Source organism: Flagellimonas profundi, assembly GCF_017313275.1.
In the GTDB taxonomy this organism is placed as follows: domain Bacteria; phylum Bacteroidota; class Bacteroidia; order Flavobacteriales; family Flavobacteriaceae; genus Flagellimonas; species Flagellimonas profundi.
Map to the genome: position 1 here is coordinate 775256 of NZ_JAFLNM010000001.1, position 23521 is coordinate 798776.

A 23521-nucleotide genomic window follows, 5' to 3' on the forward strand; every position below is an offset into this window, starting at 1 on the left:
ATCCTTAAATCAAATCAAAATGAAAAAAGCAAACGCAACAACTGGAATTTTGGCCATGGCGATCATCGCCCTATCGGTCACATCTTGTAAAGACAAGAAAAAAGAGCAAGAAAGCCAAGATGGCCACCATATGGAACAAATGGAAGACAGCGGTACCATGGAAGACCATTCGCAGATGGACCATGGCGAAATGGCAATGATGTCATCTGAGGTCATTGCCGACTATCTCACGCTCAAAAATGCCCTTGTGTCCGATGACAAAGATGGGGCCGCAAAGGCGGGTGAAAAGTTGGAAAGCAGTCTAAAGCGCTTTGATATGGGCAAGTTCGGAGATGAGCAGCAAGATGAGTTGAGAGACATCGTTGAAGATGCCACAGAACATGCTGAACATATAGCGAAAAGTGATATCGGGCACCAACGTGAACATTTTGATGTCTTGAGTAAAGACATTATTGACCTTCTGGCCATCACAGGTTCAGATCGAACGCTTTATCAGGCCTATTGCCCTATGTACAACAATAACAAAGGGGCGCAGTGGCTAAGTGCTTCCAAAGAGATCAAGAATCCCTATTATGGAAGCAAGATGATGACCTGCGGAGAGGTACAGAAGGAAATCAAATAAATGAAAGCGCTAAAACTCATAGGGATTGTCCTGCTCATTGGGTTTGTGATAATTCAGTTCTTTCCCACCAACCGCAACCAAAGCGACATGGTTCCGATCACCGATTTTATGCTGGTCAACAATGTCCCTACGGAGTTGGAGGAAATGGTCAAGACTTCCTGTTATGACTGCCACAGCAACAACACTAACTATCCGTGGTACAATAAGGTACAGCCCATAGCTTGGTTTTTGCAGGGCCATGTCGAAGACGGAAAGGCAGAACTGAACTTCAACGAGTGGGACGATTACTCTGAGCGGCGCAAAAAGAGCAAGTTAAGGTCCATTGTCAGCCAAGTGGAAGAGGGTGAGATGCCCTTGGCCTCCTATACCCTGATACATGGTGAGGCAAGGTTGTCAGATGCAGAAAAAAAGACCTTAATTGGATTTATGACAAAACTTAAAGATAGTCTATAAAGTACAGCAATGAATAATATTAGAATGATATTGGCTTGTTTTCTTTTGACAGGAGCCACGATTTCAAGTGCCCAGCAGAAGATACAATTGAACCACGACCATAGTAAAATGGAAAAGAAACAGGTAGTGGTCGAATTCAGCGATGAAAATGTTGCTGATGCCTATGAACATTATGAGCATCTCAAAAATGATTTGGTCGGGTCCAACCCAGGCGATGCCAAGAAAGCGGCGATGATGTTGGGCAAAGCCCTTGCTAAAATTGAGGGAGCGGAAACAGCTTTGGCAGTTTCGGCCCAGATAGCGGAAACCGATGATGTGCAATCGCAGCGGAAGGCATTTTCAAAATTGAGCGAAGCAATGGAATCTATTGTGAGGAGTAGCATAAAATCAGGCAAAATCTATAAGGACTATTGCCCGATGGCATTTAAAGAAGGAGCTTATTGGCTTTCGTCCATCGAGGATATCCGTAATCCGTATTATGGAGCGCGAATGTTGAATTGTGGAAAGATAGAAGAAGTAATCCAATGATAGGCTCACCTGTTGGGGAAGGGAAGATTTGAGAGGGCGATTAGTTAATGAAGCCCTTCCCCTAGCAGGTACAGCACGAAATTTTTGTAATCAAAACCAGAAGCCTGAACCAAGTATGGATACACTCAGCATAGCTATTCTTATCATCCCGACCATTGTTCTTCTATTGGTAGTATTTGCTTATGTTCATTTTAAGGGGAAAGTCACCGATGTAAAAGAATATCGGCGGTACGTACTCAACATAGCTTTCACTGCTTTTACGGTCAACCTGCTTTGGGAAATTGCCCATGGCACTTTGTACGAAGGGTTCGAATATGACTTGAAGCACATTGCATTTTGTACCCTCGCATCGGTTGCCGATATGCTCATGGTGCTCTTGCTTTTTTTTGGTTTTGCAATAGTTTACAAAGACCTTTTTTGGATCGGGAGATTGAACACTCAAAGGCTGGTACTGCTAATTGCTGTTGGAACCATAGGTGCAATTTTGGCTGAAATATGGCATACAGGTAGGGGAGATTGGGCCTATGCGGCCAACATGCCTCTCCTTCCTTTTGTAAAAGTAGGGGTGTCTCCTGTGGTACAGTTTGCGCTATTGCCATGGCTGATATTTTCAGCTGTGGTAAAAAAGATGAAAAAGTCCTAGGTAGCTATCGCATTGAAAGCATGAATGGTTGGTTAGTTAGTTGACAATGTAGGTGTCTACCTAGGCAAAATTATAAGGACAAAGTCCTGTTATGGGAGGGGAGGTTTTGATTGATGGTTAGTGTTGGCATCCCTTCCCTTGACAGGCACAATTAGAAAGAAACAATGAAAGATTGTTGTAGCGACGATATTGGTGCAAAAGGCGGATTCACTTCTAAAATGAAAAAGTGGTTTGCCTATTCTATTTACATGTTGGCCGCACTGTTGTTTTTGGCCGCTCTGATTTTCCAAATGCTTGGCATGGGATTTTAAATTGAAATTTGGCTATGGAACACACTGAAAACATAACACATGGCAACGCTTTTTACCGTCAACTATTTTTAAAAGCATTGCCTACCATTGTTTTGGTATCAGCACTTGGGCTTTTTGAGGTGGTGCTACCACAAATTATGTCCAAAACCGTGTGGATTCAGATAGTGGTTGTTATGGCACTGCTAAAATCATTTTTTATTGTTAGGCTGTCATTCAACCAACTTTCCAAAATTATTGGTCAAAGTCACTTGCTTAGCCATGTCTTGGTATTGTTCGGCTTGCTCATAACCCTTATAGTACTATCCTTTGCCACTGGTTTTTTTGCAATTTATTTAATTGATAACGAAAGTTTTAAGATAGGTAACATAGGCTATGATTCCACCTTTGCCTTGTTTTTTGAATTTCTTTATTTCAGCCTTATAACCTTTTCATCCGTTGGTTACGGTGATGTGGTGCCCCTTTCACTAGAGGGCAAGTTTTTGGCCATGCTGGAGATAGTGTTGCGATTCTTTGTCTTGGTATTTGGCATTGCCAATATCAATCGGATCCATGTCGGGGAAGAGGAAAACAGTAACGATAAAACCAAAATAAATGAGAACATCTAAAATCATCTTGACTAGCATTCTAACAATAATGCTTGTCTCAGCAAATGCCCAGGAACAGCTTATATCACAGGAAAAAGAGGCTATCATAAAGGTTATGAAGGCCTATAAAAGTGCTTTGGAAAACAAAACCACCGAAGGCACATTTGAATTGTTCTCGGTTGATTCAGAAGTGTACGAGCAAGGTGGCATTGAAGGCACCTATGCCAATTATATTGAGCATCATCTAGGGCCCGAACTGTCACATTTCAACCGATTTGAATTCTCCGACTATACCATTCAAGTCGAGGTAGGTCTTCCTTATGCCTTTACTACGGAAACGTACACCTATACCATAGAGCTGCAATCTGAAAAAGGCGCATCGCCCCGTATTATTAACAGAAAAGGGGTGGCCACCTCAATCCTTAAAAAAATAGATGGAAAATGGAAAATAATAAAAACCCATTCATCTTCAAGAAATACGAAGTAACAACCGATGAGTAGATATATTTCAATTAGTATAGTGTTCGGTCTTCTTCTTATTACCAGTTGTAAAGAGAAGAAAACCGAGCCATTGCCAGAACAGCCAAAAGAAACAACAACACCCGAACCACCAAAAAAAGTATTGAGCCCCCATACTTCAACAATGACAATGATAGGTGATGCTCACATACACATAGACTATTCATCACCAGGGGTTAGGGATAGAATTATTTTTGGCGGTTTATTGGCTTATGACCAAGTCTGGCAGGCAGGAGCGCATATGGCTACTTGGATTGAAACAAACAAAGATTTGGTAATCAACAACAAAATACTTCCGGCCGGGAAATATGGGTTTTTTACGATTCCGTCAAAAGAAGAATGGACCATCGTTTTCAATTCCAATTGGAACCAACACGGAAAAGATGAGTATGATGAGAAGGAAGATGTTGTTCGTTTTAAGGTAAGACCCGTGATTTCAGATGAAGTAACCGAACATCTTGAATATCAAATCAACAAGGTTAATGAAAAAGAAGGTACAATTTCATTGAGTTGGGAGAAAGTATCTATAAAATTCAACTTTAAGGTAAATCAATAATATGGTAAATAGGCACTCAGCCCTGAAAATAAGAAAAGTACATCGGTATCTTGGAATTTTCTTAGGAATCCAGTTTCTGATGTGGACCATCAGCGGAATATATTTTAGCTGGACGGACATTGACGAGATACATGGAGACCATTTCAAAAAGGAGAAAGTAAGCCAAACCGGATTCAGCAACCTGTTGGGCACACAAAGTCTCCAACTACAGGATCCAATAGAATCATTGCGGTTGTTGGAAATTGCTGGAGAACCCTATTATTGGATCAATGAAGCCCAACTATACAATGCAAAAACTGGAGAATTAAAAACAAAGGTCACGGAACAAGAGGCCTTACAGGTTGCGGAAAGATATATGCTACCTGAGTTGAAAGTGTCGGATATCCAAGTGATAAACACAGTAAGCGACCACCACGAGTATAGGGGCAGGCCCTTGCCCGCATACGAAATCTCGTACAATACCCCACAGAACCTAAAGGCTTATGTAGCGGTTGAAAATGGTGCGTTTCAAACGGTTCGACACCGCAATTGGCGCTGGTTCGATTTTCTCTGGATGACCCACACCATGGATTATGATACAAGGGACAATTTCAATACGTTATTGCTTCGAAGCTTTTCACTTTTGGGGCTGATAACCGTGCTCAGTGGATTCTTGTTATGGTTTATTAGTTCCCCTACGGTAAGAAGATTAAAGAAGGTAAGAAAAGTTGATTGATGTATGGACGAAGATTAACCAGATTGCACTGAAAAACCAAAGTTTTTAAAAAGGAAAATTCTTAAAGATGAAAGATAAGGGGCAGGATAAGAAAAAAGAGCAGGAATTGTTGCCTTCGGAAAGAGTTTCATGGCACAAGGAAGGCCTGTATGTTTTTATCTCAATTTTAATACTGTTTGCCGTACACATATTGGTTACGCTTATTCTAGGTGCCCTGTTAGGAAAGTAAACATTCCAGAATTATGATGGTGGGCTATGGCCATAGCCTACCCTGATGAATCATTGCAGATGGAATAGTTCAGAAATGATTGCTAAAATTTTTTGATGATGAGTGAGATTCGGAGGAGAAGAAGAAAGGAAGAAAGGAATCTAAAAAAAGTCAAACCAAATCCTGAAAAAGAAAGAAAGGACAGGAGGATAAAAATATATGGTATTTTGGCCTTGGTGTTGTTCTTTATTTTAGCACTAATTGCTATTTTCTTTAAAGCGATATGGGAGTTCAGAGCTAAATATGGCGCCTAATTTTTATGTTGTGAAAACAGTATTGTATATAAAAAATATGGTTTGCCCACGGTGTATTATGGCAGTAGAAGGTATTCTGGACAAAATGGGGATTCCGTACACAACCGTTTCTTTGGGTGAAATAACCTTAAAAGAGGAGCTTATGGGTGAAATCAAAGAAGATTTAAACCATAGACTTGAAAAAGTAGGTTTTACCATTATCAATGATCGCAAAAGCCAGCTCATCGAACAGATGAAAAATTTGGTAATAGAAAAGGTTCATGGTTCTAAATCATTGGAAGGGGTCAAATGGCCCGAATACATTGCCAATGTGCTGAATCTAGATTATAAATATTTAAGCTCCTTATTCTCATCAGTCGAGAGCATCACCTTTGAGCAATATATCATCCATCAAAAGATTGAAAAGGTCAAAGAACTGCTTGTTTATGATGAAGTCAACCTTAAAGAAATAGCCTATCAGTTAGACTATAGTAGTATAGCCTATTTGAGCAACCAATTTAAAAAAGTGACCGGAATGACACCTACCCAATTTAAGAAAGGTGCCATTCAAAATAGAAAATCTTTAGATGATATTTAATTTCTACCATTAGGGCCGCAATAACCTCTAAAGACAGCCATTACCCCATTTGCTCTGAATAAATAGCGTTATTATCAAATGGGTCAAGGTTCGTCTTTTTACGAACAACAGGCATTTGTAAAAAGCATTATTTTCAATCCAACTATTTGAAACCACCTTTAGGAGCAAAGACTACAATTAATAAACCATAGCATGAAAAGAACATACGAAATAAAGGGAATGACCTGTAACGGCTGTAGAGGGCATGTCGAAGACACACTTTTAAATGTAGCGGGAGTGGCCGATGTATCGGTCGATTTAAAAAATACGGCAGCGACCGTAGAGTCACAATTTGAAGTGCCGCTGGAAAATTTACAAAAAGCTTTGGAAAATAACGGAGGACAATATAAAATACAACCCAAAAATAAAGTCGGTCAAACCTGATATGGGATAGTTTAGAAGAGATTAACGGTCAGGCTAAAATAGTATGGGAACGATGCAATAATCGAAAGTCAACGAATAATCACAATAACCAGATAAAATATTCACAATGGAAGAAAATCAAAAGAAACACGATAATTATTTAAAGTTTTTTGCAATGGTTGGCACCTCAATGGTCGCCATGTTTTTTTTAATGTACACACACTCCTACCAGATCATTGACCATTTTTGGTACAGTGAGACCCGTTTTTTTATGACACTGATCATGGGCGGATCGATGGTCATTATTATGTTGCTCTATATGCTGCAAATGTATAAGGACCGAAAAAAGAATGCTTTGGTTTTAGGTTTGGGTGTTTTATTGATTGCAGGTGGAATATGGCTGGTCCGAAGTCAGGTTACAGTTTCTGGGGTTGACTATATGGAGGGTATGATTCCCCATCACTCCATTGCTATTTTGACGAGTAAGCGTTCTCAAATAAAGGATGTCAGGGTACGGGAGCTTGCCGATGAAATCATTAAAGCGCAACGTAGGGAAATAATGGAAATGCAATGGTTAATCAACGATATCAAGAAAAATGGGATAGTAGAAACAGAAGAAGAAAAGGAAAAGCGTTCGCTTCCCAAATTTGAAGGATCGCTTACCGAAGAAACAACAAACCTTGACTGATACGGAAAAGTGAATGTCAGGAGGTAATAACAGTTTTTACTTTCGAAAGGAAAAAACGAAAATACAGGAGAATAAACGAAGGCATTTCGGACGTTAAATTATAAACGCATAAAATTTTTATGAAAATACAGCAATTTGAATATGAACCACTTTCCCACTATTCATACGCACTGCTGAGCGAAGGGGAGATGGCGATAATCGATCCCGATCGCGACCCGATGCAGTATTATAATCTTGCGCATAAAGAAAATGCTGTGATTAGAGCTGTGCTATTGACCCACTCCCATGCAGACTTTGTAAGCTCACATTGGCAAATTAGCAAAGAAACAGGTGTCACGATTTATAACAGCAGCAAATTGGAAGCTGAATACCCTTTCGAAAGTTTTGATGGGAACAGTGCCATATTCGTGGGCAATACCAAACTAGAAGCCATAAATACTCCTGGGCATTCATACGATAGTATTTCCATTCTTGCCACAGATGAAAATGAGGTTGCACTTTTTACGGGGGACACCTTATTGATCGGGGATGTCGGACGCCCGGACCTGCGCGGAAATGAAGATGACAAAGAGCAAAAAAAGCAAGCACTGGCCCGTGAAATGTTCAACACAATTCGAACTAAATTCAAAAAAATACCGAATGAGGCCATTATTTACCCCGCCCACGGGGCGGGATCCCTGTGCGGCAAAAGCATGTCGGCAGATAGCATTAGCACATTAGGTAGGGAGCGAAAGGATAACTGGGCATTTGGCCATCAGAATGAAGACGAGTTTGTCAAAGAACTCCTTGAAGACCAACCGTTCATACCGGCCTATTTCAAACATGATGTAGCTATGAACAAAAAGAAAGTTGAATCGATTGATATGGTTACCGCTAAAATCCCTATTCATCTTAATGCCGAAACACCAAAAGATAATATCTTAATTGTCGATAGTCGTGATGAAAACGAGTTTAAACAAGGTCATTGGCCACAGAGTATCAATATTATGCAGGGTGGCGAAGCATCCTCTTTTGAAACATGGTTAGGTACTATAATCCAACCAAATGAGGAATTTCATCTGGTTGTCGATTCTCCAAAAAGTGTAAAGACCATCGCCCGGCGGGTGGCGAAGATTGGATATGAAAATCAACTCAAGGCGATAATTACCCTTTCGAAGAAAAGCTTTGTCGAAAACGAGCGATTGGATTTCAAGCATTTTGTGCAAAATCTGGATAATTACACCATTGTCGATGTCAGAAATACGGATGAAGTAAGAAAAAAGAAAATTTTTGACGGTGCCCTGAACCAACCCCTACACGAACTAAGGGAATCAATTCAGGACATTCCTAACGACAAACCCATTATTGTCCATTGTGGCAGTGGATATAGAAGCGCGATCGGAAGCAGCATACTTTCAAATGAATTGCAAGACGTAAAAGTATATGACCTAGGGGAAGTTATTGAGAAATTCAAATAACCAAGATGCTAAGTTTTAATTGGCAGAAGATGTAAGACAAAATTTTAAATGGTCATGGGAACACGTTTTTTTACAGGTTTAATCATTTCACTCTTAGTATTGGCAACTACAAATGCGCAGACCGTCGATTCGCTACCGCCGATATCGGCCTCCAAATCCTATTCCAACTATAGCAATGTCATTGGCTGGAAAAATGGAAGGACCCCCAAAGCCCCGCCCGGTTTTACCGTTACAAAATATGCTGACGGTTTCAAGAATCCAAGGTGGATGTACGTTACACCGAACGGCGATGTACTTGTGGCGCAAAGCAATTCGAATTATCCGCTCTGGAAAAAAATCGGGGCATGGTTCATCGGGGCATCAAAGTCGAAAAGCTTTAAGAACAGTGCGGACTTGATAACCTTGCTCCGCGATGTAGACAAGGACGGGTCTCCCGATGAACGTACCGTATTTCTCGAAAAGGAACTCGATCAACCATTCGGAATGCTTGTGCTAGATGATTGGTTCTATGTGGCCAATACCAACGGATTGCTACGTTTTCCTTACAAGCCCGGTCAATTGCAAATATCGGGAAAAGCGGAAAAAATTACCACCTTACCCGCAGGAAAGGCCAATCGGCACTGGACACGCAATATTATTGCCAACAAGGACGGCTCGAAAATATATATAGCGGTCGGTAGTGGCTCGAATGTTGGGGAGAAAGGGGCAGAGGCTGAATTCATGAAGGCGGCCATTCTTGAGATTGATCCCGATGGCGCAGGACTAAGAATTTTCGCATCAGGACTAAGAAACCCCGTGGGTATGGATTGGAATCCCGTTACCGGAGACTTATGGACGGCGGTCAACGAACGCGACGGATTGGGCAACAACCTCGTACCTGATTATTTGACCAGTGTCCGCGAAAACGGATTTTACGGTTGGCCCTACTTGTATTATGGGCAAAATGAAGATCCTAGGGTAAAATGGGTGCCTTCGGCCCAAGTGGGAAATACACTGATGCCCGATGTGAACGTTGGCCCCCATACCGCATCTTTGGGATTGACGTTCTACACGGGCGATTCCTTCCCCGAAAAGTATCGGAACGGGGCCTTTGTCGTACAGCATGGCTCTTGGAACAGACAGGTTTTATCAGGCTATAAAGTGGTTTTCGTGCCTTTCGAGAACGGAGAACAAACTGGAAAACCTGAAGATTTTTTAACGGGTTTTATTGTTGACGGCAAAAAAGATGAGGTCTATGGCCGACCCGTGGGTGCCGCCATACTACCCGATGGATCGATGTTGATATCCGATGATGTGACCAATAGGATCTGGAGAATTAGTTGGGACGGTAAACGCGGTATGTGAGGGATTCTCAGTGGGGGTTTGCCGTTTTATAAGTACTTTTATTTATGGAAGATGCACAACCTCCGATAAATGATTTGAGAAATCTTTTTGAAGAAGCCAAGGCTAAAAGCGAATTCGATTTTGTACTTAACCTGATTAATTATAGGGGAATCAGTTCATCTAATTTAAACTCTAACCTTCATGAATGGTTCGATGCAATCGAGTTTTATAAAAGGTTGTACAATGAATTAGAAGGAAAAGAGAAAACCCGTATGGGTTTACAGATTTACTCCACTTTTTTTGAGAACAGCGACTTCTACAACATAATAGGTAATTTGTGCCGTATTAAATTGGGGTACAAAGGTTCATCATATCTTTTTTGGAAAACGAAAAAATATGAGCGCCTTTTGGGAATTGGCGAAAAACAAGATTTCTTGATGGAGCTCTTGGCCGATTCGGAAAAGCAGCACCTAATCGATTTTTATGAACAGAACCATTTTAAAGAAATACGCAACAGTTTCTTTCATTCCGCCTATTCTATAGACGAAGGTCGGTATGTTATGCACGATTCAGACCCTATCAATTTAGATGGCGTTTTGATTCATTCCTTCGATTTAGATGAATTTTTCTATCCCAAGTTGAACAATGTTATTGACTTATTTGACATTTTCAAGAAATTGTATTTTCAATATTTTAATTCTTATAAAAAGGATGTGGTTGTAATGGGAATGTTTCCCAATCCTTGCGAGGTTACCATTTTGGGTTCTGAGGAAGGACTGAAAGGTTTCCGCATTAAAAATGCCGTCAACTTCTTTGGTAAATGGCACGATTCTGGCATTTGGTTCGATGAAGAGTATGGTTTTTGGGCAGGCCATAATATCAATATGAACTTAGCCAGAATTGAAGATATAGAGATTGACGAACAATTAAGACGATACGAAACAAAAGCTAACATTACCAAGAATGACTTAGAGTTTTTCAATTTGGTGGATAAAATCAAAGAACGAAATAACCCGCAGGAAATACGACGAGCAACACTATTACTGTTGAAATTTGGGGATGTCCGTAAAGACAAAATGGATGTAGAGGAAAATGAGTACAAGAAAAGGAGCTTTCCCAAAATCATTCTTCCCTATTATCGCAAAGCCATAGAGATAGGGGCACATATCTTCAAGGATTTAGAACAGTTTAAGAAAACAGTCGCTGAGCTAGAAAAACAACTTTGACTAGTTGTTTTCCCGAGAATATTACAACTCTTTCAGCAAATTTCGTAACAAGGTTGGCGGTAACGATTCTGAACTTTGCATAAAGCAATTCAGGTAAAGCTATGGAAACCACAACTGTTTTGGAGCAAAAGGATAAAACCAAGAAATCAGATATCAAAAAATCCTTTCCGGTAACAGGTATGACCTGTGCTGCCTGTGCCAGTAGTATGGAGTCGATTCTTTCCCATATCGATGGTGTAAACAAGGCCACCGTAAATTTTGCCAGCAATTCCGTGTGGGTAGATTATGATGCAAGTGTTTCCGAAGAAAAACTGCAAAACGTGCTGCGTGAAGTGGGCTATGATATCATTATTGATGTCGAAGACCCAGCCGAAGCGCAACAAGAACTTCAGCGGCAACATTACCGAGACATAAAAAACCGTACCATTTGGTCGGCAATTTTAACGTTGCCCATTTTCGTTCTTGGGATGTTCTTTATGGAATGGATACCTGGAAAATGGATTTCGTTGGTCTTGACCATACCGGTGCTTTTTTGGTTCGGGCGTAGCTTTTTTATCAATGCCTTTAAGCAAGCAAAGTACGCCAAGGCCAATATGGATACTTTGGTCGCGCTCAGTACGGGGATTGCCTTTGTGTTCAGTGTTTTCAATACGCTCTTTCCCGAATTTTGGTTGAGCCGTGGTATAGAACCTCACGTCTATTACGAAGCGGCCACGGTCATTATTACGTTCATTTCCCTTGGGAAATTGTTGGAGGAAAAAGCAAAGTCGAACACTTCTTCGGCCATTAAAAAACTGATGGGATTACAGCCCAAAACGTTAAAGATTGTTGAGGACGGTGAAGAAATGGAGATTCCGATTTCCGAAGTCCAAGTTGGGCAGACCATCTTGGTACGGCCTGGTGAGAAAATTCCTGTGGATGGTGAAGTTTCAAAAGGCAACTCGTATGTTGATGAAAGTATGATTACAGGTGAACCTGTTCCCGTAGAAAAATCAGATGGTGGAAAAGTATTTGCGGGTACGGTAAACCAAAAAGGAAGTTTTCAATTTACCGCTGAAAAAGTAGGCGGCGAAACCTTGCTGTCCCAAATCATTAAAATGGTTCAGGAAGCCCAGGGAAGCAAGGCACCCGTTCAAAAACTGGTCGATAAAATAGCGGGAATATTTGTTCCTATCGTTTTGGGGATATCTATCATTACGTTTATTGTTTGGATGTCGGTAGGAGACGATAATGCATTTTCGCAGGCCTTATTGACCTCTGTAGCAGTATTGGTTATCGCTTGTCCCTGTGCATTGGGATTGGCTACACCTACGGCTATAATGGTGGGGATTGGCAAAGGTGCCGAGAACAATATCCTAATAAAAGATGCCGAAAGTTTAGAACTAGGACACAAAGTGAACGCAGTCATTCTTGATAAAACGGGTACCATTACCAAAGGAAAACCATTAGTGACGGATATTCATTGGTCTGAGAATAATAAAGACACGAAAAAATACAAACAAATTCTTTTAGCAATTGAAGCACAATCAGAACACCCTTTGGCGGAAGCGGTGGTCAACCACTTAAAAGATGAAAATATTGAAAAAGCTGAAATTGCTTCTTTTGAAAGTATTACAGGAAAAGGCGTTCAAGCTGAAATAAAGGACGGTTCACAATACTATGTTGGAAACCATAAACTAATGCTTGAGAATAATATTCAAATCGACGCTTCCTTGATGCAAACAGCAGAGAGTCTTGAAGAGCAAGCAAAGACGGTCATATTTTTTGGTAATGAAAAACAAATGCTCGCGATACTCGCCATTGCGGATAAGATTAAGGAAACTTCAAAAAAGGCCATAGCAACACTTCAAGAAAGAGACATCGAGGTCTTTATGCTTACTGGAGATAATAATAAAACCGCATCGGCTGTCGCAAAACAAGTAGGAATAACAAATTATCAAGGAGAAGTAATGCCCTCGGACAAAGCAGCTTTTGTAGAAAAACTGCAAGCTGATGGAAAGATCGTAGCTATGGTTGGCGATGGCATCAACGATTCACACGCCTTGGCGCAAGCCAATGTGAGCATTGCCATGGGTAAAGGTTCTGACATCGCTATGGACATGGCAAAGATGACCTTGATTACCTCAGATTTGCAATCCATTCCCAAAGCGTTGGAACTTTCAAAAAGAACCGTTTTGGGAATCCGTCAGAACCTGTTTTGGGCATTCATATATAATATCATTGGAATACCGATTGCGGCGGGCGTTTTGTATCCCATAAATGGGTTCTTATTAGACCCAATGATTGCGGGAGCAGCAATGGCATTCAGTAGCGTATCTGTGGTTGCAAATAGCTTAAGACTTAAACGAGCAAAACTTTAATAATTAATTATAAATTCAAATACGATGAAAACTTTAAAATTTAAAACAAATATCAATTGTGGTGGTTGTGTCTCTAAAGTAACCCCATTTTTAAACAAACAAGAAGGCGTTGAAAGTTGGGAAGTGGATACCGCTAATCCTGATAAAATCTTGACTATAGAAAGTCATGGTGCTTCGGAAGAAGATGTAAAAGCTACTTTGCAGAAAATAGGGTTTAGCGCGGAAAGTGTTGATGTTCGTTAATCACCAAACGCCTATAATAAATTTATATCCAATCTAAAAGATATCGTTCTGTCAGTACTGACTTAAGTCAAATGAAAAGAAAATGAAGGTAGCGGAAAAAAGCAAATTCTATAAAACGAAGTTATTGTGGCACCGAATACGCCATGGATTATTTTTATTCACCCTTAGGAATGCTCTGACCCGGATAGGATTGGACATCGCACCCTACTATTGGTATAGGGAAATAAAAAATGGAGCCGAAAAACCTGAGATTCGAGATAGCTTCAAAGACTATGAATTATGTTATATAGGTTTGGACGAGATTGGGATAATGAATAACATCATGGGGCTTACAACCAAGGAATTAGAGCAGAATTTAAGTATGGGGCAGATATGTATCGGTCTCAAGCGAGGGAAAGAGATTGCCGCCCTATTATTCGTTGATTTGCAGGATTTTGTGTTTAAAGGCCGCTCCTTCAAAATAAAAGATAAGGAAGGTTACCTTTTGAATGTTTACACGTTTCAGGCGTATAGAGGTAAGAACTTGGCTACCTACTTACGTTATCATTGCTTTGAACTTCTTGAAAACTATAGCGTAGAAGAACTTTACAGTATTGTCTCCTACTTCAATACGTCATCAATAAAAGTCAATGAAAAATTGAATGCCCAAAAGTTGAAACTCTATTTGTACATAGGATTGTTAAAAAGATACCATTGGAATTTTCTGTTGAAGGACTATTCCAAATAATCAAACCGGATAATTTATTATATGGTGGTCATTCTTGGAAAAACTAAAATCAGATGATATTCCCTTATCCGCTACATCAACTATGATTTATACGATTATATTCGGATTGATGCTTGTCCTTGCCGTTTATTTTGTTTCAAAAATAGGAAGCAAAAAAGTAAAACCGTTCCCAAAATATTGGCATCCGTTACTGATGGAAAATGTGCTCTTCTACCGCAACCTTCCCAAAGCAAAACAGGTAGTTTTTCAACAACGAATGATGCAATTTTTAAGTGAAGTCTATATTGATGGGGTACAACTGGAATTGCAAGAGCTCGACAAGATTTTAATTGCGGCGAGTGCTGTAATTCCCGTTTTTGGTTTTGACGAATGGCACTATACCAATTTAAGCGGAATCCTATTGTATCCTGATAACTTCAATGAGGATATGCAATTTAGCAGCAAAGATAAATCGCGTAATATCGGCGGAATTGTGGGGAATGGACGTTTTGAAAAGCAAATGATTTTATCGAAAAAAGCATTGCATCACGGGTTCAAAAACACAACCGACAAAAGCAATACTGGCATACACGAGTTTGTGCATCTTATTGATAAATTGGACGATTTCACGGATGGAATTCCGGAAAGGTTGTTGGAGCATCAATATACCATCCCGTGGTTAAAGTTGATCCATGCGGAAATGGAAGTTATCAATGCCAATAAATCCGATATAAGAAACTATGGCGGTACCAACGAAGCGGAGTTTTTTGCCGTAGCTGCCGAGTACTTTTTTGAACGTCCCGATTTATTTAAGAGAAAACATCCAGAACTCTACAAAATGCTGGTAGAATGCTTTAGGCAGGAACCAGGAGTTTTAGAAAAGTAACGTTTCAAGAAACCGATTTTTTAGTTTTGGGTAGTAAAGCACCACAACGTAATTCCTTATTTAGGTGTTGGTATTACTAGAAGAACCTTACGAACCATTTTTAATGTTATACCTGATGGATGTTAAAAGATTGAAGCATACATTTTTTCGACATTTTCAATTTCCTCTTGGGATAATTCCTCGAATTCTTTTGCCTTTTTAGTTTTTGACAGCTTTCCCTTGTTTTGATTGAGAAGCTTGATTAATAGATCTACTTTGTTATCGGGCAAATTAACCAACGCATTGATTTGATGGGTCATTTGGTCATATTTTTCCAGAAAATCCAACTCTTCGGGTATTATCTTTTCAATGGTCTCTTCGACACATTCATAAAGAAACTCTGTCTGCAATGTGGCGTCAAAATAGCGATAGAGGTCAATGGTGTCGTTCAAGATTTCAACGTTGTGGTCAAGGGTCGGCTTCCATTCGATTAGATTAAGTCTGGGCGATGAGAAGTGCTCCAGAATATCTTGATACTCTCCTATCCGATTCAGTATAGCTGCCGAAATCGGAAAGATCATATCCCTCTGGGTATAGCCCATGCGAACCAAAATATGATGTATGATATATCGATGTATCCTGCCGTTTCCGTCTGAAAGAGGGTGGATGAACACAAAACCAAAAGCGATACTGGCTGCCGCCAAAACTGGGTTATAGCCACTGTTTTTCAAGAGGTTGTTAGTGTCAATCAATCCACGTAGCAATGATTCCAAATCTTTTGCCTTGGCCGAGATATGATCAGGCATTGGAAGTAAGCTTTCGCGGTCATGTTCACCAATAAATCCTTCGCCTTTGCGAATTCCCATGTGCTTCAATTTCTTGGTGCCTATTACAATATCCTGAAGTCGCTCAATCTCTTCAATCGTCAATGGTTTTTTACCTGCCTGGCCAATGGCCTTGCCCCAATTTCTGGCCCTCATGTTCGGAGGATATTCCCCCTCGATGGCAAAGGATGCTTTTGAATCTTTCAGCAAAAGGAATGCGGCCGTCCTACGTATCAAGTCCTTATTTCTTCCCATTAATCCTTTTTCCATGATTTCAGGAAATTTTGTTGCGGCGTAAGACTCTAATTTTTTGGTCTTGCGTATCATGGGACAGAATTCTCTGGTACCCGGTAGATTATTCTTTACGCGATGCCTGGTACTATTTTCAACCGGTCCTACATATTGATGCTTGGGGTTTACAACTTCAACATAATTACCGGTTTTTAAATCGGGGATATCCAGTTTTTTACCAAAGAGCCATTCATATAGGAACCAAATCCTTCTGGAATATTGACCAGTGGGCTCGTTCTGCACCATGCTCATTACCGGCGCATCACCCACTGCCAGAAAAAACTCTTTTAAAATGAGCAAATCAATACCTTCGTACTTCAGTGCAAAAGTGAGATGGCCACTTGCATTATCCTCGGGGATATACCGTTTTGCAAATACCTGCCATTGTGGGGTATTGTACCGCTGTTGTTTCTCTGTTACAATGGCAAGTAGCTCTGGTAAAGGTAATCGTCTATTTCTTGTATCCTCGATAAATTGTAGAAGCCAACCATACCCAACCAAAATTCCTTCCTCTGGCAAGACCCTATCGTGAAAAGTGCTTATTTTTCGTGCAAATTGATTACTCATAGTTACATTTCATGAAATATAAGTACAAATATAATATGAAAAATGGTTACTTTTCATGAAAAACAGTTATTTATGGGTAAGAGACATGAAAATAAGTTTCTCTTTGCTTAAAAGGAGTTTGACAGATACCTTATTTTAATATGTACTCAACCACTGTTGAATTTTAACAAATCATCTACATCAAGATTTCCAGAGCAGACGTAATTCGCCGCGACACAATCGAGATCTTTCCGTTCCAGATTTATCAACCTCCTCGGAGCCGCACCTGAACACGTGGAGGCGTAAAAGTGCGCTCCCTGCATTTATCTTGTCAAATTACGCAATTTAATCTTCCATTTCTTGTTTTAATCTCATTGATAGTTTCTTAATCGACTGGAAGGGTTAAAAAGGTTAGGGATAAAAATTTTATCTTTATAAAGGCGTCTAAACATTTCGAAATGAAAATCTACACTAAAGTCTTTTTAGTTTTATTGGTGCTATTAATTTACTCTTGTAATAATGACGACAATGGTGTTTCTGAAGCAGATAGGGCAGAAGCCTTGCTTGGTCAATGGGAGTATGAGGCCATTGGTTCCAACATCGCAGTCGATATTAATGGGGATGGCACAGTGAATGATGACTTTTATAATACAAACGAAATTCGGCAGTGCCTAAAGGACAATTTGACGTTTTTCAATGATAGGGGACCTGGGGAAAAGGATGTTTTCACCATCAATGAAAATGGACTTTCTTGCGGTGATGTTCCGGCATTTCAAAACGTGGAAAGTGATACCTATGAATTAATAAATAACGAGATTATCCGATTTGATACCCGTAGCGATTGGACGATCATAGAATTTACCCAAAACCGACTAGTTGTTGAAGAAGAGGACTTTTTAGATGACCGCAATGTGATTGTTACCTATGTATTTAGACGTAGTTAACAGCCTCAAAAAGGAATCTTTAAACGAAGAGATATTTGTCTTATACCCTTATTACTTTACCAAAAGCCACTTCACTCCACTGTCCATTGGTATCCCTGACCCTGACCTCAAAGTCTTGGTCTAAATAACGTAGTCTGCTTTCTCTGGCCTCCTCCTCTAACAAAAAGTATCGGTCCACACCATTCCCCACAGCCTCATTATAGTTGAATACCCGGGTATCCCATCGATTATCCCTTCTGTTGTAAATCCTGATCTCTACTCGGTCCAAGGTGGCACCCCCATAGGCCTCGGAACATCCGATATCATAACAAGTGTATATCCTTACCTGATAATCGCATCCATTCAAACCGCCACAACTGACATTGTACTTTTCTCCTTTTACAAAAGCTACAGGCCTTCTCAAGGTATCCACAAATGTGCTTCCGGTTTGCGTTTCCCCCGTTGAGTTCTCCACCTCAAAATCAATGGTGAACGTATCCTGACTGTCGGGATAGAATGTGAGATTGGTGCTCCCATAGTTCAATGGAACGGTTTCGCCCTCATCATATCTTGATCCTGAAAGAAGAAAATAACCCGCTCGATTACCCTCAAAGGAAAAGGTCATCGTATAGGAAACCGTATTATCATGGGTGCCTATGGCATTGGTGATGACAGTTATATTGAATGCCTCTCCCTCAAGGCGTTCACCAGGAGCCTGACTTATGGTTAAATCGAATGGCTCAACATATCGCTCATAATCAATATCCACACTTTCGTTTTTGGTGACATTGGAAGAAGATATGGTGTTGAATACTATGTTGTGCAAACCCTCCGAAAGGCCGGTGTAGTTACCCGAAAATGAACCAACGGGCACTGGGAATGCCTCTCCTGGGCCATAAGAGTTTCCGTCAAATTCAAAAGTACTATTAGCATTGCCGGTAGAATAGTACATGGTATACGTATCTCCCCCCAGGCCGATTTCAGTAATATTAAAGTTAATGGGTATGGCCTCTCCAATAAATGCGCCAGGCCCCGTAGCATTTACAGTGAGAACATAGTCTTTCGGGCTGACATTGACCGTAATGGGAACAGGTTTTTCCAGCCCTGTCTCATTTTTGGCATAAAAAGTTATAGTAACCGTTCCCTCGCTGATGCCCTCCAAACTCCAATTGAAATTCCCCTTGGGAACATCGTAACTATTGCCTGGGCTTACGGCGTTTCCATTGGTATCCTTCAACAATGCATTGCCGTTCATTGCAAACCGCATGGTATAGTCCGAAGACCCTACGCTTTCTGAAATATTGAAGTTTACCGAGGTCACCTCCCCAACAGAAATATCCGATTTTTGGATGCCGCCAGTGAAAGAAAAATCAACTTGTTGATATGCTATGGTTATAGGTTCCGTCGCATGGGTTACGCCTGATCCCGACTCGACACTAAAGACCAAATTATGCTCACCAGGCTCAAAACCGGTATAAAATATGTTGTTTATGTCTGCGGTCAAGTTAAATTTCTCCCCAGGTCCATAAGAATTTCCGTTAATACTTACCCCACCACTTTTTCCAGAGGTAAAAAATGCCTCATAGGTGTCATTGGTGCCTTCAGGTTCTTCATCGATATTCACAATAGCAGAAACGGGAATATTGGTAAATTCAGATGTTTTTGATGGGGTGAAAGTCGCCTCGAATTCATTTTGCTTGATTTCCAGATCGATGATAACCGGTTCAGAGGATTGTCCAAAATTATCCGTTACCACAAAGGAAACTCTATGGGTATCAGCCGTCTCTGGGATATAGAACAGTGAAAAATTACCGAAAGCGACTGGATAATCCGTTGAATTTATGAGTTCTGTACCGTTCACGTTGCGTACAATACCATTTCCCTCCAGAATTTCATAGGAGATGCTGTATTCTATATTGTTCGTGTTTCCATTGGATTTTATATTGAAGTTGAATTGGGTCCTTTCATTGATGAACACCGAATTACTTTCCGAGTTGCCGGAGAATGTGAACGGAATATTGGCGACCTCGATTTCGACGCTGTCCCGTTTTTGCTGACCATTACTGTCCCGTACGTCAAAATATATTTTACGCTTTCCCAGATTCGTACTCGTAAATGAAAAATTATAAGTGTCAGGGTCAATGGCCCTAAATTGCCCCGGTTCCATAACCCCGCCGTTCTGGTCCCTTACGGTTCCACCACCCTCACTTGAACTGGAAAAGGAATGGGTTATCTCATAGGTCACATTCGAATTTTCATCCTGTGTTGCAAGGTCTATGGCAATGGCCAGATTCGTATCGAGCTCCACCTGTGAAGAGGAAGCCGTTGTATTGAGTGTAAAACCAAGATTTAATACAGTCAATAATAGTTCTTGGGTCAAGGTAGCGCCATCAGGGGCTTTGGCAGTAACGATCAGTTTATGTTCACCCAAATTCTCGGGTAGGTAGGATAGTTCGGAAATGCCTTTTGGCAGGAAAAATGGATTCCCCGCATCAAAGACCTTATCGCCCAAATATAATTTGCCCGAGCCGTTCTCGATTTGATACGTTATTTCAAAATTCCCTATTGCACTTGGACTTTCAGTTTCCTTATCACGAATAAGTGTAAGATTGACCGGGTTTTTTGAATTGATGATAAATTCATTAAGTCCCTTGTTGAGCAAGAAACTGAAACTGGCATATTTGGCACGATGAAACAGCTCCAATCTCTTCTCTCGCATGTTGGAATCCCATGCTAAAAAATTGATCTTATGCATACCGGTATCAATAGCCACGTAATTATAGGCCCAATTTTTATCGGTTATGCGCAATGTGTCGTTCTCACGTATCGTATCCCCCTCCATGTTTAAAAAATAGCCTTTTGCATTGGCTGCCGAGTATTTTAGAAAATAATCTACTGTAGAGATTTCCTTTTCCGGAACCAGGGAAAATGAGGTTCTCGTACGTTCGAATACAAAGCTTTCCTCGGGATGTTCCACCGAGAAGCTGAAATCGAAATCTTCCAAAATGACATCCTCAAAATCCTTGCTACAGGCAATAACTAGGATAGAAATGAGGGTCAAAACCCCTATTGTCACTTTTGTAGTAGTTTTTAACTTTTTCATTTTCGACTGGTTTTAAAACAGAAAATAACGAAGGCCGATACCTGCATAGGGATAGAAATTGCCCACATCGCTATTTACATGATAATACTCGTTGGCCTTGACCAAGAGGGAAAAATCATTGCTCAGGGTAAGCTCGCCCTCAAGCCCTACATAGGCTCCGTAGATAAACTGGCTCTTGGCATCGATGACCGCACCCGTTTCCAAGAGGCTATTGCCATTGTTGATGACCTCGTAACCGATAATGGCACCACCCCCGATATTGAGCGCATAACGTTTAAAGTTTCTTTGTTCCAGAATTTTAAAGAAATAGCCAGGTTGTACCGTGAATATGTTGTAGGGAATCGTGAACGTACCTCGGTCTTCCGCTATGGCGGCGAATACGCTCAACTGGGCATACCGATTTCGATTCAAGTGGTAATTATAGGTTGCCATAATGCCAAAACCGTCTTCGGCATATCCGCTGCTGACCCCGATTGATGAAGCATAATTGCCTTCCTGGGAATGAATTGAACTGCAAGCTATTATTGCGGTTATGAATAATAAATTTTTCATGTTCAAAAGTGTATTGGGTTGTTGATTATTTCATGCCCGATTTTCAGGGACAGGTTTCGGTTGCCCGATTCTTCGTCCAATTCCACGACCACCTCTTTTTTTTCGTCCAATGCGAATTTTTTAAAGACCACCACGAAATGGTTCTCGCTCTTTCCGGCCACCGTTTTGGGCTGTTTGTAGGTAAAAAGGGGCTTTAGTTCCATTCGCTGGTTGCTGCTACTGTTCCTGTAATTTGTGGCGATTTGGTGCTTGATGAAATTGATGTCCAGATCAAGCCCTTCCTTATTCTCGATCCGAAACTGAAAATAGAGTTCGTCCTCGTTGTAATAGACCCCCTTGAGCCAAAGAAAAACATTATCCAACCGTGCAAAATAGCGACTGATTCTGGCCCTGTCAAACTGCATATAATAGCACCGAAGACGATAGTATTCCATTGGATCTTTTTCGTAAAGCTCTTTGGTTGCCCTGTCTATGGAATTGTCGGAAGTTTTTGCAGGTTTAGCCGTTGATATGGCTACCGCCTCATTCTCTTTGTTTTCTGATGTAGTACCCTCAGAAGCGTTATTGTTATTTTGCACATTTCTTGTTGTTCCATCAATATTGGTAATGGCCATTTCGGGCTTGATGTACCAAGTGAACTGTTTTGGTCGCTCGGTCAGTTCAAGAATGAAATCATAGACTTGGCCCGATTCTGTAATTACGGTATGGTTCGTAAAGTTTTTTTCCTCCGTGGCAAGTTCATCGTAATATAGCTTTAAGATCCTTCCATGAAATTTACTTCCCTCAGCTTTTGGCAGGTCTGCTATAAACCCAAAATCGTTCCCGATAATACTTTCAGAAATATTTTCAGGAAATATCAAAATGGTCTTGTAGTTTCTAGCCACTTCCAAAGTGTCGCTATAACGCTGTGCGGCACATGCCGAAGCGAAAATAAATGTTGATATGAGTAGTATTTTCTTAGCCATTCATTTAGGTTTTGGGCACCAAAAAAACACGGTCTCCATTGACCAATAAGATTTTATCCTGTTGTTTGTATTTTTTCTTCTGGAAAAAGTTGCCGAAGGAGCGGACAAGGTTTCGACCGAGTGGTGTTTCAGAAACTTCTCCTGCCGCTTCGGAAAGTTCATTGACTCCTTGTTGTCGGATCTCTGCGTTAAATTCATTCAGCAGTTCACCTGCCCTTTCGTTGTGTAATCCGACCATTCCATCTTCTTGGTCGATAGCCGTTAGCGGTATCTTTACGTTGTCGATATTGGTTACTTCCAACAGAACCCGAGATCCTTGCAAGTTCGATTTGGCATACACAAAGGTGTTCTTGGGGAATCGCTTGTTATTATAGTGCACATCTTCCCTTAAAATAAGCACTACACGATTACCGGGCAGTATGAACTGATCGCGATATATTGACGCATCAAATTTTATTGATTCCACGGTAACTGTAGATGGTGATTCCATATAAGGTGCGGAATAGTCCTGACTTCGCGAGAGACGTTCGTCACGAGCTTCCATCAGTAACTTCCTGTATTCCAGTTTTTCTTTGGCTACGCTCTTTTTTGTAACATATTCGGGGGTTGTAGTGTTTTGGTCGAGGGTGTTTTCATCATCGATATCTTGCGAAGCCGTTTCGTCCAATGAAAAATTGTTCAGTTCTTCCAAGAGGCGTTCCAGTGAATCGTTTTCTTTTTTTGAGTGGAGAATGCTTTTGAAAAGTCCATTATTCTTCTGGGCGTCCAAAGAATCTTGTTGAGCATTTTTATAGATATCGTTTGGTTCCTCGACCTTAAGTTCCTTCTTTTGGTCCGGCAGGAAATTGTTGTAACCATCCTTATCCAAATCGTTTTTCCCATGGTTCCGCACAGAACTTATACTGGTCGTGATAAAAAATACCGTAAGCAACACGATTATGGGTGCAGAAATAGCGAACAGCTTATGCTGCCGTATCCAATGGTTAAACTTTTCAATCATACTGTTCATAGGTTGGT

The 23521-nt window shown here is 40.7% G+C and carries 27 protein-coding genes; 22 read left to right on the plus strand and 5 right to left on the minus strand.

The features are described 5' to 3' along the window. Positions 1-19: 19 nt before the first annotated feature. The 21 genes from J0654_RS03500 (at position 20) to J0654_RS03600 (ending at position 15321) form a co-directional block, all read left to right on the plus strand. Positions 20-622, plus strand: coding sequence for a DUF3347 domain-containing protein (locus tag J0654_RS03500; RefSeq protein WP_207026318.1), 603 nt, complete (start codon positions 20-22; stop codon positions 620-622). Next, positions 623-1075 (plus strand): heme-binding domain-containing protein, encoded by a 453-nt coding sequence (locus J0654_RS03505; RefSeq protein ID WP_207026319.1) that lies wholly within the window; start codon positions 623-625, stop codon positions 1073-1075. Between the two features lie 9 nt (positions 1076-1084). Beyond that, positions 1085-1603 carry a DUF3347 domain-containing protein gene (locus J0654_RS03510; protein ID WP_207026320.1) on the plus strand — a complete coding sequence of 173 codons (519 nt, stop codon included), beginning with the start codon at positions 1085-1087 and terminating at the stop codon, positions 1601-1603. 115 nt (positions 1604-1718) lie between these two features. Continuing rightward, positions 1719-2246 (plus strand): hypothetical protein, encoded by a 528-nt coding sequence (locus J0654_RS03515; RefSeq protein ID WP_207026321.1) that lies wholly within the window; start codon positions 1719-1721, stop codon positions 2244-2246. A gap of 164 nt (positions 2247-2410) precedes the next feature. After that, on the plus strand, positions 2411-2557 hold the full coding sequence (locus J0654_RS03520) for a hypothetical protein (RefSeq protein ID WP_207026322.1): 147 nt from the start codon (positions 2411-2413) through the stop codon (positions 2555-2557). Between the two features lie 14 nt (positions 2558-2571). Then, complete coding sequence (locus J0654_RS03525) at positions 2572-3162, plus strand: potassium channel family protein (protein ID WP_207026323.1); 591 nt, start codon at positions 2572-2574, stop codon at positions 3160-3162. Continuing rightward, positions 3149-3628, plus strand: coding sequence for a DUF4440 domain-containing protein (locus J0654_RS03530; RefSeq protein WP_207026324.1), 480 nt, complete (start codon positions 3149-3151; stop codon positions 3626-3628). The genes J0654_RS03525 and J0654_RS03530 overlap by 14 nt, the downstream gene beginning before the upstream one ends. 6 nt (positions 3629-3634) lie before the next feature. Continuing rightward, positions 3635-4216: a DUF2911 domain-containing protein gene (locus J0654_RS03535; protein ID WP_207026325.1), complete on the plus strand. Its 582-nt coding sequence runs from the start codon at positions 3635-3637 to the stop codon at positions 4214-4216. Between the two features lies 1 nt (position 4217). Further along, a complete protein-coding gene (locus J0654_RS03540; protein WP_207026326.1) occupies positions 4218-4931 on the plus strand; it encodes a PepSY domain-containing protein in 714 nt (237 codons plus the stop codon). Between the two features lie 67 nt (positions 4932-4998). Further along, a complete protein-coding gene (locus J0654_RS03545; RefSeq protein WP_207026327.1) occupies positions 4999-5160 on the plus strand; it encodes a hypothetical protein in 162 nt (53 codons plus the stop codon). 95 nt (positions 5161-5255) lie between these two features. After that, positions 5256-5453, plus strand: coding sequence for a hypothetical protein (locus J0654_RS03550; RefSeq protein ID WP_207026328.1), 198 nt, complete (start codon positions 5256-5258; stop codon positions 5451-5453). Positions 5454-5511: 58 nt separating this feature from the next. Beyond that, the gene (locus J0654_RS03555; protein WP_237685880.1) at positions 5512-6030 is read left to right on the plus strand and encodes a helix-turn-helix domain-containing protein; all 519 of its coding nucleotides are present in this window, start codon (positions 5512-5514) and stop codon (positions 6028-6030) included. Positions 6031-6222: 192 nt separating this feature from the next. Next, positions 6223-6453, plus strand: coding sequence for a heavy-metal-associated domain-containing protein (locus tag J0654_RS03560; protein WP_207026330.1), 231 nt, complete (start codon positions 6223-6225; stop codon positions 6451-6453). Between the two features lie 106 nt (positions 6454-6559). After that, positions 6560-7120, plus strand: coding sequence for a DUF305 domain-containing protein (locus J0654_RS03565; protein ID WP_207026331.1), 561 nt, complete (start codon positions 6560-6562; stop codon positions 7118-7120). A gap of 119 nt (positions 7121-7239) precedes the next feature. Beyond that, positions 7240-8577, plus strand: coding sequence for an MBL fold metallo-hydrolase (locus tag J0654_RS03570; RefSeq protein ID WP_067032972.1), 1338 nt, complete (start codon positions 7240-7242; stop codon positions 8575-8577). A gap of 54 nt (positions 8578-8631) precedes the next feature. After that, on the plus strand, positions 8632-9921 hold the full coding sequence (locus tag J0654_RS03575; RefSeq protein WP_067032977.1) for a PQQ-dependent sugar dehydrogenase: 1290 nt from the start codon (positions 8632-8634) through the stop codon (positions 9919-9921). Positions 9922-9965: 44 nt separating this feature from the next. Next, complete coding sequence (locus tag J0654_RS03580; RefSeq protein WP_116183707.1) at positions 9966-11126, plus strand: hypothetical protein; 1161 nt, start codon at positions 9966-9968, stop codon at positions 11124-11126. Positions 11127-11227: 101 nt separating this feature from the next. After that, positions 11228-13486: a heavy metal translocating P-type ATPase gene (locus J0654_RS03585; RefSeq protein WP_116183706.1), complete on the plus strand. Its 2259-nt coding sequence runs from the start codon at positions 11228-11230 to the stop codon at positions 13484-13486. Between the two features lie 24 nt (positions 13487-13510). Next, positions 13511-13729 (plus strand): heavy-metal-associated domain-containing protein, encoded by a 219-nt coding sequence (locus J0654_RS03590; protein WP_067037721.1) that lies wholly within the window; start codon positions 13511-13513, stop codon positions 13727-13729. An 82-nt stretch (positions 13730-13811) separates the two neighbouring features. Beyond that, a complete protein-coding gene (locus tag J0654_RS03595; protein WP_116183705.1) occupies positions 13812-14456 on the plus strand; it encodes a GNAT family N-acetyltransferase in 645 nt (214 codons plus the stop codon). A 109-nt stretch (positions 14457-14565) separates the two neighbouring features. Further along, positions 14566-15321, plus strand: a complete 756-nt coding sequence (locus J0654_RS03600; RefSeq protein ID WP_404828015.1) for a M90 family metallopeptidase — start codon at positions 14566-14568, stop codon at positions 15319-15321. 122 nt (positions 15322-15443) lie between these two features. On the opposite strand, the gene J0654_RS03605 is transcribed toward J0654_RS03600, so the two are convergent. Continuing rightward, positions 15444-16982, minus strand: coding sequence for a Fic family protein (locus J0654_RS03605; RefSeq protein WP_067037726.1), 1539 nt, complete (start codon positions 16980-16982; stop codon positions 15444-15446). A gap of 437 nt (positions 16983-17419) precedes the next feature. Between J0654_RS03605 and J0654_RS03610 the strand changes: the two genes are divergently transcribed. After that, positions 17420-17905 (plus strand): hypothetical protein, encoded by a 486-nt coding sequence (locus J0654_RS03610; protein ID WP_067037728.1) that lies wholly within the window; start codon positions 17420-17422, stop codon positions 17903-17905. Between the two features lie 40 nt (positions 17906-17945). On the opposite strand, the gene J0654_RS03615 is transcribed toward J0654_RS03610, so the two are convergent. Genes J0654_RS03615 through traM form a run of 4 tightly spaced genes read right to left on the minus strand, consistent with a single transcriptional unit; the run spans position 17946 to position 23513 of the window. Further along, a complete protein-coding gene (locus tag J0654_RS03615; RefSeq protein WP_067037730.1) occupies positions 17946-20987 on the minus strand; it encodes a TraQ conjugal transfer family protein in 3042 nt (1013 codons plus the stop codon). A gap of 12 nt (positions 20988-20999) precedes the next feature. After that, positions 21000-21539 (minus strand): conjugal transfer protein TraO, encoded by a 540-nt coding sequence (locus J0654_RS03620; protein ID WP_067037733.1) that lies wholly within the window; start codon positions 21537-21539, stop codon positions 21000-21002. Positions 21540-21541: 2 nt separating this feature from the next. Further along, on the minus strand, positions 21542-22504 hold the full coding sequence (locus tag J0654_RS03625; protein WP_067037734.1) for a DUF4138 domain-containing protein: 963 nt from the start codon (positions 22502-22504) through the stop codon (positions 21542-21544). Between the two features lie 4 nt (positions 22505-22508). Beyond that, positions 22509-23513 (minus strand): conjugative transposon protein TraM, encoded by a 1005-nt coding sequence (gene traM, locus J0654_RS03630; protein ID WP_067037736.1) that lies wholly within the window; start codon positions 23511-23513, stop codon positions 22509-22511. Positions 23514-23521: the final 8 nt, after the last annotated feature.

What these genes read in the sequence shown, in the direction of transcription:
- J0654_RS03500 (WP_207026318.1), top strand. Translation starts at nt 20, where the DNA reads ATGAAAAAAGCAAACGCAACAACTGGAATTTTGGCCATGGCGATCATC.
- J0654_RS03505 (WP_207026319.1), top strand. Translation starts at nt 623, where the DNA reads ATGAAAGCGCTAAAACTCATAGGGATTGTCCTGCTCATTGGGTTTGTG.
- J0654_RS03510 (WP_207026320.1), top strand. Translation starts at nt 1,085, where the DNA reads ATGAATAATATTAGAATGATATTGGCTTGTTTTCTTTTGACAGGAGCC.
- J0654_RS03515 (WP_207026321.1), top strand. Translation starts at nt 1,719, where the DNA reads ATGGATACACTCAGCATAGCTATTCTTATCATCCCGACCATTGTTCTT.
- J0654_RS03520 (WP_207026322.1), top strand. Translation starts at nt 2,411, where the DNA reads ATGAAAGATTGTTGTAGCGACGATATTGGTGCAAAAGGCGGATTCACT.
- J0654_RS03525 (WP_207026323.1), top strand. Translation starts at nt 2,572, where the DNA reads ATGGAACACACTGAAAACATAACACATGGCAACGCTTTTTACCGTCAA.
- J0654_RS03530 (WP_207026324.1), top strand. Translation starts at nt 3,149, where the DNA reads ATGAGAACATCTAAAATCATCTTGACTAGCATTCTAACAATAATGCTT.
- J0654_RS03535 (WP_207026325.1), top strand. Translation starts at nt 3,635, where the DNA reads ATGAGTAGATATATTTCAATTAGTATAGTGTTCGGTCTTCTTCTTATT.
- J0654_RS03540 (WP_207026326.1), top strand. Translation starts at nt 4,218, where the DNA reads ATGGTAAATAGGCACTCAGCCCTGAAAATAAGAAAAGTACATCGGTAT.
- J0654_RS03545 (WP_207026327.1), top strand. Translation starts at nt 4,999, where the DNA reads ATGAAAGATAAGGGGCAGGATAAGAAAAAAGAGCAGGAATTGTTGCCT.
- J0654_RS03550 (WP_207026328.1), top strand. Translation starts at nt 5,256, where the DNA reads ATGATGAGTGAGATTCGGAGGAGAAGAAGAAAGGAAGAAAGGAATCTA.
- J0654_RS03555 (WP_237685880.1), top strand. Translation starts at nt 5,512, where the DNA reads ATGGCAGTAGAAGGTATTCTGGACAAAATGGGGATTCCGTACACAACC.
- J0654_RS03560 (WP_207026330.1), top strand. Translation starts at nt 6,223, where the DNA reads ATGAAAAGAACATACGAAATAAAGGGAATGACCTGTAACGGCTGTAGA.
- J0654_RS03565 (WP_207026331.1), top strand. Translation starts at nt 6,560, where the DNA reads ATGGAAGAAAATCAAAAGAAACACGATAATTATTTAAAGTTTTTTGCA.
- J0654_RS03570 (WP_067032972.1), top strand. Translation starts at nt 7,240, where the DNA reads ATGAAAATACAGCAATTTGAATATGAACCACTTTCCCACTATTCATAC.
- J0654_RS03575 (WP_067032977.1), top strand. Translation starts at nt 8,632, where the DNA reads ATGGGAACACGTTTTTTTACAGGTTTAATCATTTCACTCTTAGTATTG.
- J0654_RS03580 (WP_116183707.1), top strand. Translation starts at nt 9,966, where the DNA reads ATGGAAGATGCACAACCTCCGATAAATGATTTGAGAAATCTTTTTGAA.
- J0654_RS03585 (WP_116183706.1), top strand. Translation starts at nt 11,228, where the DNA reads ATGGAAACCACAACTGTTTTGGAGCAAAAGGATAAAACCAAGAAATCA.
- J0654_RS03590 (WP_067037721.1), top strand. Translation starts at nt 13,511, where the DNA reads ATGAAAACTTTAAAATTTAAAACAAATATCAATTGTGGTGGTTGTGTC.
- J0654_RS03595 (WP_116183705.1), top strand. Translation starts at nt 13,812, where the DNA reads ATGAAGGTAGCGGAAAAAAGCAAATTCTATAAAACGAAGTTATTGTGG.
- J0654_RS03600 (WP_404828015.1), top strand. Translation starts at nt 14,566, where the DNA reads ATGCTTGTCCTTGCCGTTTATTTTGTTTCAAAAATAGGAAGCAAAAAA.
- J0654_RS03605 (WP_067037726.1), bottom strand. Translation starts at nt 16,982, where the DNA reads ATGAGTAATCAATTTGCACGAAAAATAAGCACTTTTCACGATAGGGTC.
- J0654_RS03610 (WP_067037728.1), top strand. Translation starts at nt 17,420, where the DNA reads ATGAAAATCTACACTAAAGTCTTTTTAGTTTTATTGGTGCTATTAATT.
- J0654_RS03615 (WP_067037730.1), bottom strand. Translation starts at nt 20,987, where the DNA reads ATGAAAAAGTTAAAAACTACTACAAAAGTGACAATAGGGGTTTTGACC.
- J0654_RS03620 (WP_067037733.1), bottom strand. Translation starts at nt 21,539, where the DNA reads ATGAAAAATTTATTATTCATAACCGCAATAATAGCTTGCAGTTCAATT.
- J0654_RS03625 (WP_067037734.1), bottom strand. Translation starts at nt 22,504, where the DNA reads ATGGCTAAGAAAATACTACTCATATCAACATTTATTTTCGCTTCGGCA.
- traM (WP_067037736.1), bottom strand. Translation starts at nt 23,513, where the DNA reads ATGAACAGTATGATTGAAAAGTTTAACCATTGGATACGGCAGCATAAG.